Origin of the sequence: Gluconacetobacter takamatsuzukensis, from assembly GCF_014174275.1 — a bacterium.
Classification (GTDB): domain Bacteria; phylum Pseudomonadota; class Alphaproteobacteria; order Acetobacterales; family Acetobacteraceae; genus Gluconacetobacter; species Gluconacetobacter takamatsuzukensis.
Genome location: NZ_JABEQK010000005.1, coordinates 119,727 through 131,430 on the forward strand (window position 1 = coordinate 119,727; position 11,704 = coordinate 131,430).

9 protein-coding genes are annotated in these 11,704 nt (G+C 67.1%); 5 read left to right on the forward strand and 4 right to left on the reverse strand.

Going from position 1 to position 11,704, the window contains the following annotated elements; genetic code table 11:
• Positions 1–64 precede the first annotated feature (64 nt).
• The gene (locus HLH27_RS08315; protein ID WP_182949506.1) at positions 65–1,084 is read right to left on the reverse strand and encodes a zinc-binding alcohol dehydrogenase family protein; all 1,020 of its coding nucleotides are present in this window, start codon (positions 1,082–1,084) and stop codon (positions 65–67) included.
• Positions 1,085–1,183: 99 nt separating this feature from the next.
• On the opposite strand from HLH27_RS08315, the gene HLH27_RS08320 reads away from it, so the two are divergent.
• Complete coding sequence (locus tag HLH27_RS08320; protein ID WP_182949507.1) at positions 1,184–1,537, forward strand: winged helix-turn-helix transcriptional regulator; 354 nt, start codon at positions 1,184–1,186, stop codon at positions 1,535–1,537.
• Between the two features lie 11 nt (positions 1,538–1,548).
• On the forward strand, positions 1,549–2,565 hold the full coding sequence (locus tag HLH27_RS08325; RefSeq protein WP_182949508.1) for a substrate-binding domain-containing protein: 1,017 nt from the start codon (positions 1,549–1,551) through the stop codon (positions 2,563–2,565).
• Between the two features lie 47 nt (positions 2,566–2,612).
• On the opposite strand, the gene HLH27_RS08330 is transcribed toward HLH27_RS08325, so the two are convergent.
• Positions 2,613–3,182 (reverse strand): NADPH-dependent FMN reductase, encoded by a 570-nt coding sequence (locus tag HLH27_RS08330; protein ID WP_182949690.1) that lies wholly within the window; start codon positions 3,180–3,182, stop codon positions 2,613–2,615.
• A 229-nt stretch (positions 3,183–3,411) separates the two neighbouring features.
• On the opposite strand from HLH27_RS08330, the gene HLH27_RS08335 reads away from it, so the two are divergent.
• Both HLH27_RS08335 and HLH27_RS08340 read left to right on the forward strand, forming a co-directional pair.
• Positions 3,412–5,508, forward strand: coding sequence for an AsmA family protein (locus HLH27_RS08335; protein WP_246375649.1), 2,097 nt, complete (start codon positions 3,412–3,414; stop codon positions 5,506–5,508).
• Between the two features lie 170 nt (positions 5,509–5,678).
• The gene (locus HLH27_RS08340) at positions 5,679–6,656 is read left to right on the forward strand and encodes an aldo/keto reductase (RefSeq protein ID WP_182949510.1); all 978 of its coding nucleotides are present in this window, start codon (positions 5,679–5,681) and stop codon (positions 6,654–6,656) included.
• Here the strand turns inward: HLH27_RS08340 and HLH27_RS08345 are convergent.
• On the reverse strand, positions 6,653–9,046 hold the full coding sequence (locus HLH27_RS08345) for a TonB-dependent receptor (RefSeq protein WP_182949511.1): 2,394 nt from the start codon (positions 9,044–9,046) through the stop codon (positions 6,653–6,655). The genes HLH27_RS08340 and HLH27_RS08345 overlap by 4 nt on opposite strands.
• A gap of 218 nt (positions 9,047–9,264) precedes the next feature.
• On the reverse strand, positions 9,265–10,374 hold the full coding sequence (gene nagA / locus HLH27_RS08350; protein WP_182949513.1) for an N-acetylglucosamine-6-phosphate deacetylase: 1,110 nt from the start codon (positions 10,372–10,374) through the stop codon (positions 9,265–9,267).
• Positions 10,375–10,575: 201 nt separating this feature from the next.
• Here nagA and HLH27_RS08355 point away from each other — a divergent pair, with 201 nt between their 5' ends.
• Positions 10,576–11,616, forward strand: coding sequence for an L-idonate 5-dehydrogenase (locus tag HLH27_RS08355; protein ID WP_182949515.1), 1,041 nt, complete (start codon positions 10,576–10,578; stop codon positions 11,614–11,616).
• The last annotated feature ends 88 nt before the right edge of the window (positions 11,617–11,704 follow it).

Here is an 11,704-nt window from a genome sequence, read left to right on the forward strand (position 1 = left end):
ATCCTCATGGCCGCCCGGGCCGGAGTGGGCAGTCGCCACGACCGGCCGCCGTTCCACCTGCTTTTCAGGCAGCAAAACCCTCCAGCACGATCTTGCCCCGCGCCCGCCCGCTTTCCAGCAGCGCATGCGCCCGTTTCAGATTGGCGGCGCAGATCGGGCCGAACTGCTCGGCCATCGTGCTGCGCAGCGTGCCCGCATCCACCAGCCGCGCCACCTCATCCAGAATTTCGCCCTGCCGCCCCATGTCGGCGGTGCCAAACATCGACCGGGTGAACATCAATTCCCAATGCACCGCCACGCTCTTGGTCTTGAAGGGCAGGATGTCAAAAGCCGGCGGATCGTCGATCAGCCCCAGATGACCCTGCGGCGCGATCAGCTCCGCGATCTCGGCCAGATGCCGGTCGGTCTGGGTCGTGGAAAAGACGAAGCCGGGCGCCGCACCCGGCAGGGCCGCCACCTGCGGGGCAAGCGGCTGCGCATGGTCGATAATCTGCGTGGCCCCCAGGCCCGCCACCCAGTCCCGCGTCTGCGGCCGCGAGGCCGTTGCGATCACTTCCAGCCCTGTCAGGGCGCGCACGAGCTGGATGGCCATCGACCCGACACCGCCCGCGCCGCCGATGATCAGGATCGCGGGCCCGGCACCGGGGACCGTGCGCCTGATATCCAGCCGGTCGAACAGCATTTCCCACGCCGTGAGCGCGGTCAGCGGCAGGGCGGCGGCCTGTGCCCAGTCGAGCGTGCGCGGCATGTGCCCGACGATGCGTTCATCCACCAGATGATATTCCGCGTTCGTCCCCTGCCGCCCGAGCGCGCCGGCATAGAAGACCGGATCGCCGACCTTGAAGCGCGTCACCTCGGGCCCGATGGCCGTGACCACCCCGGCGGCGTCCCAGCCCAGGATTTTCCATTCGCCCGGCGGGGGCTGCGCGCGCAGGCGCACCTTGGTATCGACCGGATTGACCGACACCGCACGGACCGCGACCAGCAGGTCGCGCCCGGTGGCGACGGGCACCGGCAGGTCGATGTCCAGCAGCGCATCGCCGACGCTGATGGGGCGGGAGAACTGATAGCCGACGGCGCGCATGGGATGCTCCTTCCTTGTCGTGCCGCCAGATGAACCCCTATGATGCGCTGTGCGCAAGAACGCACATTTATCGCTCATAGTGTCGGAAATGATACCGTCATGGCCCGGACCCGCCACCTGCAGACAGACTGCTCGCCCGGATGCGCCGTCGAGGCCGCGCTCCAGGTCATCGGCGGGAAGTGGAAGGGAGTGATCCTGTATCACCTGTTCGAGCGGACCATGCGCTTCAACGAATTGCGGCGGCGCCTGGCCAGCGTCACCCAGCGAATGCTGACCACGCAATTGCGCGAACTGGAACGCGACGGGCTGATTACCCGCACCATCTTCCCCGAAGTTCCGCCCCGGGTGGAATACAGTCTGTCCGAGCACGGGCGCACCCTGCACGCCGTTATCACGGCGCTGAAAGACTGGGGCGACCACCATGCCCCGGCCGCCGCCGACCGCGCGGCCTGACACCCCGCACCGTGCCGCCCGCGCGCCCGCCCCATCCGCCGGTCTCCTCGATCGATGTCGCCCGGCTGGCCGGCGTGTCGCAATCGGCGGTATCCCGCGCCTTCTCGCCGGGCGCCAGCGTCTCGCCCAAGATGCGCGCGAAGGTGCTAGAAGCGGCGGCGGCGCTGGGATACCGGCCAAGCGTGATCCCCCGCATTATGCTTTCGGGCCGTTCGCGGATGATCGGGATCGTGGTCGGCGGGCTGGACAATCCGTTCTATGCCGCCGTGCTGGACCATTTCGCGACCGCGCTGCAAACGCGCGGGCTCCAGACCCTGATGATGCGGGTTCCCCACGCCCTGTCGCTGGATGGCGCGCTGGACCAGTTGGCCGGCTATCGGGTCGATGCGGTGGTGACGGCGCTGGCGGTGGGCAGCCGGCAGGCGGCCTCGGCCCTGTCGGCACTGCGCATCCCGATCGTCTGTTTCAACTCGCGCCTCACCGCGCCGTGGATTTCCACCATCCGCTCCAACAACCGTGCCGCCGGGCGGCTGGCCGCCGAATTGCTGGCCGATCGTGGCGTGCGGCGTGCCGCATGGCTTGCCGGCCCGGCGGACAGTGCCGCCGCCCGCGAGCGGGGCCGTGGCTTTGCCGACGGCCTGGCCGCACGCGGCCTTCTGCCCCCCATCGTGCTGGCGGCCGATGACAGCTATGACGGTGGATATGCCGCCATGGGCGCCCTGATGCACCGGGAGCCGCCGCCGGCCGGCCTGTTCTGCAGCAACGACCTGATGGCCTGCGGCGCCATCGACGCGCTGCGGGCACGCGGCCTGTCGGTGCCCGGCGACGTGCTGGTGGCCGGGTACGACAATATTCCCCAGGCGGCATGGCACGGATACGACCTGACGACCTTCGACCAGCAGGCAGAGCAGATGGCCGCCGCCGCTTTGGAACTGCTGGACGACCCCGCCACCGCGACCGGAGGCCAGTCGCGCACAATCCCCGCCCGCCTGATCGAACGCGGCAGCACTTCTGGGTTAATAACCTGATTTAATTAAAGTTTTTTGGTTCTTTTTTCAAAAAAGAACCCCTTCCCTCACGCTTTCATCTTCCGTGCCAAAGCCGCCAATGCCACCAGCTGCCGTCCCAGAAACTCTCGCGTGGCGGCATCGTTGAGTTCCTGCGCCTCGGCATCGATCTTCTGCGCGGCCTGGCCGATCATGGCTTCGGGCTTGTTGAGCACCATGGCATCGAGGAAGACCAGGCTCTGGCGCAGATGATACTGGGCCCGCGCGCCGCCGATCGCGCCCGGCGAGGCCGTCTGGATCGCCACCGGCTTTCCCGCCAGCGGCTGCGGGGTGACGCGTGACAGCCAGTCGATGGCATTCTTGAGCACGCCGGGTACCGAGTAATTATATTCCGGCGTCACGATGATGACCCCGTCGGCCGAGCGGATCTGCTCCGCCATGAGCAGAACGGGCTCCGGAAACCTCTGGTCCTGCACGTCGGCATTGTAGAGCGGAAACGCGCCGACCGAACCCAGGGGGCTGATGGTCACGCCCTCCGGCGTCAGGGCGGGCAGCGCCTTTGCCACGGCGGCATTCAGGGATTTTTCGCGCAGGCTTCCCAGCAGGGTCACGAAATGAAGCGGAACCTGATCAGTCATCATGTGCCTCCGGCAAGGAGCCGAATGGTCTCGGCCCTTTTTGCCATGTCTCACGGAGGCGCGGGGCCGTGCAATCACGATGCGGGGCCGCCTGCGTCCGGCAGGGCGCGCCGCGCCGGGGAACCGCGGCAGGCTTCAGCCGTAAAAGATTGAACCTCATCACTTTATGGCCGGACGCACGTTTGCGGCACACCGCCCGGCGAGCCGGGCCCTGCACGGAGATCCCTGCTTGACCACACAGCGCGGCACGCCCACCCACCCGTCCCCGGCCCGCAGGATACCGGTCATTCTGGCCGGTGTGCTGGCGCTTGCGATCGTCCTGCTGATCGTGCTGTGGAACTGGGACTGGTTCGTGCCCCTGATCGAACGCCGGGCCTCGGCGGCGCTTCATCGCCCGGTGACGGTCGCCCATCTGCATGTGCGGCCGGGCTGGACGACCACGATTACGCTGGACGATCCGCATATCGGCCAACCCGATGGATTTACTTCGGAAAAAGAGGAATTCGCCAGCGCCAGATCCCTGACCGTCGCGGTGAAGCCCTGGCCGTACCTCGTCGGGCGGGGACTGGTGCTGCCGCTGGTCGCGCTTGATGCGCCGCGCGGCGATATCGTGGCGCTGAAGGACGGGCGCAGCAATTACAGCTTCACGGCGGACGGCAAGCCCGCGCCGGACAGCGGCGCGGGCCCCGGCCTGCCGGCTATCGGGGAATTGCGGATTACCGACGGCGATATCCGCGTCGCCCTTGCCCGGTTGCGCAGCGATTTTCGCCTGGCGATGCACACCACGCCGCCGGCGGACGGCAAACAGGGCACGATCGTCGCCGAGGCGAAGGGGCGCTACGCGGCGCAGCCGATCATCGGGCATTTTGTCGGGGGCGCGCTTCTGACGCTCGCGGATGTCCGGAATCCCTATCCGGTCGATCTGCATGTCGCCAATGGCCCGACATCCGTTACCCTGCGCGGGACGGTGGACGACCCGATCCATTTCGCGGGCGCGCATCTGAACCTGACGCTCGCCGGCCCCGACATGTCGCTGCTCTATCCGCTGACGGGCATTCCGATTCCACAGACGCCGCGTTATTCCGTGGCGGGAAAGCTGGACTATACCGAGGCCAGGATCCGTTTTACCGGCTTTGAAGGGCATCTCGGCAGCTCGGATATCGGGGGCGATATCAGCGTCGATCCGCACCAGAAGGTTCCCTTCGTGGAGGCCGGCCTGCATTCACATCTGGTGGACCTGGCCGACCTGGCCGGCTTTGTGGGGGGCGAGCCGGGCCATGCGAAGACGGAGAGCGCGGCGGACAGCAATGTGCTGCCCGACCAGCGGATCAATGTTCCGAAGCTGAACGCCGTCAACGCCCATATCGCCTATCATGGCGACCATATTGAAAACAAACGCGTGCCGCTGGACAATATCGATGTCGATGCCACGGTCCAGGATGGCGCTATCGATGTCCATAAGCTGAATTTCGCCGTCGGCAGCGGCACGCTGGCTTCCGCCGCGACACTGAACCCGGCCGCGAACGATGATTTCAGCACGCGCTTCAGGCTCGATGTCTCGCGCGTTCCGGTGACGCGGCTGATGAAGGGGGCCGGGTCGCTGGAGGGACAGGGCACGATCGGCGGCCATGTCACGCTGGCAGCCACCGGCCATTCGGTGGCCGACCTGGTGGCGCACGGCACGGGCGGGATCACGCTCGTGCTCGATCAGGGTGGCCATCTGTCGGCCATTCTGCCGGATCTTCTCGGATTGCAGTTGGGCAATGCGATCCTGTCGGCGCTGGGGCTGCCGGACCGGACGCCGCTGCAATGCTTCATTGCCGACATGCCGCTGAAAGACGGTATCCTGTCCACGCATTCTTTCCTGATCCAGACGGGTGACACGCGCACGACGGGCGATGGCACGGTAAATTTCCGTGATAATACATTGGATTACGCCATCACGACCCGCGCCGTTCACTTCACCGTCGCATCGTTTCCCGGCGCGGTCCATATCACGGGGCCGCTGCGCAGCCCGACGATCCTGCCGGGGGCCGAGATCGCCGGCCGCCTGGCCGCGACGGGCGCGCTGGCGGCCGTGTTTCCGCCTGCCGCCATCATTCCGACCATCCAATTCGGTGTCGGCAAGGGCTCGGTCTGCGAGCAGGCTGTGGAACAGGCCAATGCCAACCCGGCCGCGGGCATTGCCCCCGGTGCCACGACCGGGCCCCATCCTTCGGCCGCCGCCAAGGCCGGGCGAGCGCGGGCGACGCGCCGCGATGCCGGGAAATCGGCGGCGCAGGTGCGGGCCGCGTGGGAGCGGAAGCAGCAGCAGAACGGCCACTGAGACCGGGCATTGAGACCGACCGGAGGATGGGGGTGCGTGGTGGGTGCGGGAGAGGCGCCGGGGAGTGCCGGCGGGGGCGGGCCGGTTTATGGTGATGGACCTGCCGGAGGAACGGCCGCACGATCCGGGTGGTAATGCGGGGGGCCGCAATCGAGGAAAGGGACAATCGCATGGACCATATTCGACTGGGCCGTACCGGGCTCCAGGTCTCGCGGCTTTGCCTGGGCTGCATGACCTACGGCGTGCCCGATCGCGGCAACCATTCCTGGACGCTGGACGAGGAGCATAGCCGCCCGCTGATCCGCCAGGCGCTGGAAGCGGGGATCACTTTCCTGGATACGGCCAACAGCTATTCCGACGGGACGTCGGAGGAGATCGTCGGGCGGGCAATCCGCGATTTCTCGCGGCGCGAGGATGTGGTGCTGGCCACCAAGGTGTTCTTTCCGACCCGTCCGGGGCCGAACGGATCGGGCCTGTCGCGGCGGGCCATCCTGGCGGAGATCGATAACAGCCTGCGGCGGCTGGGGACGGATTATGTCGATCTGTACCAGATCCATCGTTGGGACCCGCATACGCCGATCGAGGAGACGCTGGAGGCGCTGCATGATGTCGTGAAGGCGGGCAAGGCGCGCTATATCGGCGCATCGTCGATGTATGCTTGGCAGTTCGCCAAGGCGATCTATACCGCGCGGCTGCATGGCTGGACCGAGTTTGCCAGCATGCAGGACCATATCAACCTGCTGAACCGCGAGGAGGAGCGCGAGATGCTGCCCTTCTGCCGCGACCAGGGGATCGGCGTGCTGCCGTGGAGCCCGCTGGCGCGGGGACTGCTGGCGCGCGACTGGCGGGAGCGGAGCATCCGGCAGGATACCGACACTGTGCTGCACAGCCTGTATGGCCGCGCGGAGGCCGCCGACCGGCTGGTGATCGACGCGGTCGGCCGCATTGCGCAGACGCGCGGCGTGCCGCGCGCGCAGGTGGCGCTGGCCTGGCTGTTGCAGAAGCCCGGCATTACGGCCCCCATCGTCGGGGCGTCGAAACCCGGCCATCTGGAGGACGCGCTGGCGGCGCTGGACCTGCGGCTGGACCAGAGCGAGATCGCGGCGCTGGAGGAGCCCTATGTGCCGCACGCCATCGCCGGGTTCTAGAAGCCCGTCGTGGCCGTGACCATCATCGCGAAGGTGCTGGCGATCAGATAGGCGGGGGCGCCGGAGGAATCGATCAGGTTGCCGTGCACGCCCATGGTCGGGTTGGTGTTGTTCGACAGGCTCTGGATTCCCGACCGGTAGTGCCAGCTTGCCAGGTTGTACATGTTCAACTGGATCTGCGGGTGTTTCAGGTGCCACATGTCGGGCAGGCGGTAGCCCAGCGTCATGTCGATCTGGCCGTGCGCGGGCAGGGATTCCTGGTCCATGAAATCGGAATATTGCCGGCCGATCCAGCGATACATGAAATTGCCGAAGAGATGGCTGTCGTCGTAGCTGAGCGCGGCGCTGGTCGTCCATTGCGGGGCCATGGGCACCCGCTTGCCGGCCGTGGGCAGGTAGTCGAGCGCGCCGTTATCGGCCGTGGCGGGCAAATTGTTGTCGGTGCGGGCGTAGAGATATTCGCCCGAGACGTAGGGGCTGAGATGATGCCACGGGCGCAGGCCGAATTCGATGTCGGCGCCGCGCACCGTCTGGCCGCCGGCATTCATCGAGACGCCCGCGAAGGAACTGCCGTTGACGATGGTGTTGGTGGTGATGTTGCGGTTGGTGAAATTGTAGTTGAACAGGTTGATCGTGAGATTGTACTGGCCGGTGTGGCGGTAGCCGAGTTCTTCGGAAATGGAGAATTCCGGCTTGACCGAGCCGCCGATGCCCATCGTGTTTCCCGGCACGCCCGAGAAATAGGAATTGGTGGTTGGCATGCGGAAATTGGTGGCTGCGTCGAAGAAGATCTGGTCGTGCGGGGTGAGCATGTAGCTGCCCGACAGGCGCGGCAGCGGCGTTGCGTAGTTGGTGCCCACGGCATAGGGCACCGCATTGTCGTAATTGTTGGTGCCGGCCCGGTTCATCATGACATATTTGAAACCGGCGTCGAGCTTCAGCCGGTCGTTGAGCCACGATGTGGAATCGCTGACATACAGGCCGATGGACTGCGTGATCATGTGGTAGTTCAGGAACAGGTTATATTCGTACCCGTTGGGGAATTTCAGCCCGTAGGAACCCCATGTGTTCGGCGGGTCGCCGTTGGGGCCGAGCTGGCTGATATTGGTCACTTCGGCATCGTCGTAATAATCGTAGAACGCGCCGAGGCTGATCGTGTGGTGGCGGCCCGCCTTGTAGTCCAGATGGCCGGCGATGCCGGGATGATATTCCCGCATCAGGTAATAGCCGTCGCCATGGAAGGATTGCGTGCCCGCATCGTCGTAGGCCAGGCCGGGATAGGGCAGGACCAGGTTCTGGTTCTGCCCCGTCGACGGGTTGTAGTTGTTGACCGGCATGTCCCACTGGCCCATGCCGCTGCCGCCGCTGCCCCAGTACAGATAGGGCGTGATGTGCAGCGACAGGTTGCGCGTCAGCGTGAAATGCATCGGCGCGACCAGGATCAGGCTGCGCCAGTCGCCGACTTCGGTCTGCCAGTAGCTGCCAGCCTCGTTCGTTTCGAACGGGTTGGCGGTGTAGTTGAAGCTGTTGCCCGATTGCCGCCATTGCTGCGCGGTGACGGGGGCGTAGACCGGCTGGTTGTTCTCGTTATAGGCCTCGACGAAGGAAATCGAATTTCCCTGGCCCCATTCCTTCATGAATTTTGAATCGATATGGCGCCTCTGCCCCCGGCCGGGGCCGCGCCAGGTGCCGTAGGTGGCATTGGAATAGGAGATATAGCCGCGCACGCCGGTATTGAGGATATCGCCGGTGTTGACGCGGATGAATCCGCGATTGGTCTTGTGCGAGCCGTAGGAATAATCGACCAGGCCGCCGAATGTGTGCGACGGGTCGACCGTCCTGATATTGATCTGGCCGCCGGTGGCGCTGACCAGGGGGGCGTTGATGTCCGACGTGCCCTGGGAGAGCTGGACTTCCTGGTAGTTCTCGGTATCGCCCCATTGCGACGTATAGGGGTCGTAGGCCGAAATGTCGGCGATCGGCGCGCCGTCGTACAGATAGCCGAGTTCCGACTGGTTCATGCCGCGCACGTTGATCGATGTCTGGTCGGACAGGCCGAACGGGTCGGACGAGGCGATGTTGGTGCCCGGGGCGAACTGGATCATCTGCGCTGCCGAGGTAATGGGGGCCAGCTTGGCAATGAAGTCGCGGCCGACGGTGGTGATGGCCTTGGCCTCGGTCTGCTCGCTCATCATCCCGCCGCCCGGGGCGCGGCCGGTGACGCCATCGGCGCTTTCCACGGGGTTGCTGCCGGTGACGGTGATGGTCTCGGTCTTCGGGCGCGGGGCGTCCGCCGCCGGGTGCCGCGCGGGCCGGTCCGGCCCGGCGGGGATGGCCTGGGCCCAGGCGCGCGGGGCGGCGGCGGCGGAAAGCGCCGTGCCGGCGAGCAACAGAGAGAAAACGAACCTCGACGACAATACCATCCCCTTCCCTGCCGGTCGCAGGAGCACACGAAGCGTCTGTTTATGACGAAATCAACGCCCTGCACCTCACCACGTCGCGACCCGAGGGCGAATCTGTCCCCCTGTGTCCGTCGGGAAACACCGCCCCGAACCTGATTGGAAATGTGGGTTGGCGAGCGAGAGTGCCGCGCAGCGCGCATGGACGATCAGGTTCGGCGTTGGCCTTCTACCCAGACTTCCTGCACCGTGAAGTCGCTGCCCATCACGACGAAATCGGCGCGCATGCCGGGGACCAGGGCGCCGCGATCTGTCAGGCCGAGATAGCGGGCGGCGTTGTGGCTGACCAGTTTTGCGGCGTCGACCAGGCTGGTGCCGGCCGCCAGCGCGTTGCGCAGGGCGCCGTCCAGCGTCAGCACGCTGCCGGCCAGCGTGCCGTCGGGCAGGCGGGCGATGCCGTCGCGGATCGTCACCTGCTGCCCGCCGAGTTGGCTGGGGCCGTCGCCCAGGCCCGCGCCGCGCATGGCGTCGGTCACGAACAGCAGGCGCTCGCCCATCAGCCGGTGTGCCAGGCGGAAGCTGGCGGGGTGGACGTGGTGCATGTCGAAGATCAGCTCGGCATGGCCGGCGTCGCTGCACATCAGGGCGGTGGCCGGGCCCGGGCGCCGGCCCTCGATCCCGCCCATGGCGTTGAACAGGTGCGTGGCGCCGACCGTGCCGCCGGCGACGCAGATGCGGCAGATCGCCTGTTCGGTCTGTTCGAAGCTGGCGACGGTGTGGCCGATGCTGACGCGCACGCCGGCGGCGGCGAAGGCGGCGATGGCGGTTTCCGCATGGTCCAGTTCCGGCGCCAGCGTCACCACCCGCACGACCCCGGTGGCCAGCGCCTGGGCGACGTGGTCCGGGTCGGGCGCGATGGCGAAGGGGGGCTGCGCGCCCAGCCGGTGCGGGCTGACGAAGGGACCCTCCAGATGCGCGCCGTGGATGGTGGGGCCGTCGGGCAGGCCCGTGCGCTGGACCTCGGCCACCGCGCGCAGGGCCTCCATCACGTCCGGCCACGGGCGGGTGATGGTGGTGGGCAGGATGGTGGTGGTGCCGTGCGCCATGTGGAAGCGCGCCAGGCGGGCGATTGCGGCCACGCCCTCCATCGTGTCGGCGCCGTCGCCGCCATGGACATGGGTGTCGATGAAGCCGGGGAGGATGTAGCGGGTGGGCCCGGACGCCGCCGATCCGGATTCCACGCTGTGGATCGTGCCGTCGAAGGCGATGCGGCCCGGCGCGAGGCGGTCGGGCAGTACGAGCGTGCCATCGAGGATCATGGCCATTCCTTTGCCGGCGGGATGACACGCGCCGCTTGTGACCGGACGGTGCCGGCGCCGGGCATCCGGCGGCCATGTCCGGCGTTAGCAACCGCATGGGCCGGCCGCAAGTCATTCACGGGACAGGAGCGGCCGGTTTTGCCCCGGGCGCCTGCCCGGCACGCCTGCCTGCCTTTATCCCCCCGAACCGGAACTGGATCGATGTCCGATATTATACGCACGACCGACGCGCTGGTAATTCATGACCGGGAGGACCTGCGGCTGGACAGGGTGCCGGTGGCCGCGCCGGGGCGCGGCGAGGTGACGGTGCGGGTGGCGTGGGGCGGGATCTGCGGATCGGACATGCATTACCTCAAGCATGGCGGGGTCGGGGCGTCGGTGCTGCGCGCGCCGATGATCCTGGGCCATGAGATCTCGGGCTTTGTCGAAGCGGCCGGGCCGGGCGTCCATGGGCTGGCGCCGGGCGAGGCGGTGGCGGTTCATCCGGCCCGGCCCTGCGGGGAGTGCCCCGAATGCCGGCGCGGGCTGCGGCATCTGTGCCGCGAGACGCGCTTTCTGGGCAGTGCCGCCATGCTGCCCCACACCGATGGCGGGTTCCGGCGGCTGATGACCGTGGCCGCCAGCCAGGTCTACCCCCTGCCGCCGGGGCTGGATGTGCGTGCCGCCTGCCTGGCCGAGCCGCTGTCGGTGGCGCTGCATGCGATTATCCGCGCCGGAGACGTGCGCGGCCGGAGCGTGCTGGTGCAGGGTGCCGGGCCCATCGGGGCGCTGATCGTGGCCGGGCTGAAGATCGCGGGGGCCGGGGAGATCGTCGCCACCGACCTGCAGGATTTTCCTCTGTCGATCGCCCGCCGGATGGGGGCCACGACGACGGTCAATACCGCGTCGGCGCCGCATGTGGCGGAACATGACATCGTGTTCGAGGTTTCGGGGGCCGCCGGTGCGTTGCCGACGGCCATCGGCTGCACCGCGAAGGGCGGTGTCCTGGTGCAGGTGGGGATGTTTCCGCCCGGGGATGTCGGGATTCCGCTGGGGCAGATCATTGCGCGGGAGCTGGATTATCGGGGGTCGTTCCGTTTCGACACGGAATTCGGCACCGCGCTGGACCTGCTGGCCGCCTATCCGTGGATTGCGGAGGGGCTGGTGACGCACCGGTTTCCGCTGGCGGCGTTCGGCGAGGCGTTTACGGCGTCGCTCGACCGGCGGCATTCGTCGAAAGTGCTTTTCGACATTGGCGGGTAAATTGGCGGGTAAACCCGAAAACCGTTCGGGCGTTGACATGTTTTGAAACGGATGCTGTCTGCCGTCCCGGCCGCCGGGACGCGTGGAC

Coding starts and splice junctions, on each gene's coding strand:
- nagA (WP_182949513.1), bottom strand. CDS start 10,374: ATGATCCTCGATGGCACGCTCGTACTGCCCGACCGCCTCGCGCCGGGC.
- HLH27_RS08355 (WP_182949515.1), top strand. CDS start 10,576: ATGTCCGATATTATACGCACGACCGACGCGCTGGTAATTCATGACCGG.
- HLH27_RS08315 (WP_182949506.1), bottom strand. CDS start 1,084: ATGCGCGCCGTCGGCTATCAGTTCTCCCGCCCCATCAGCGTCGGCGAT.
- HLH27_RS08320 (WP_182949507.1), top strand. CDS start 1,184: ATGGCCCGGACCCGCCACCTGCAGACAGACTGCTCGCCCGGATGCGCC.
- HLH27_RS08330 (WP_182949690.1), bottom strand. CDS start 3,182: ATGACTGATCAGGTTCCGCTTCATTTCGTGACCCTGCTGGGAAGCCTG.
- HLH27_RS08340 (WP_182949510.1), top strand. CDS start 5,679: ATGGACCATATTCGACTGGGCCGTACCGGGCTCCAGGTCTCGCGGCTT.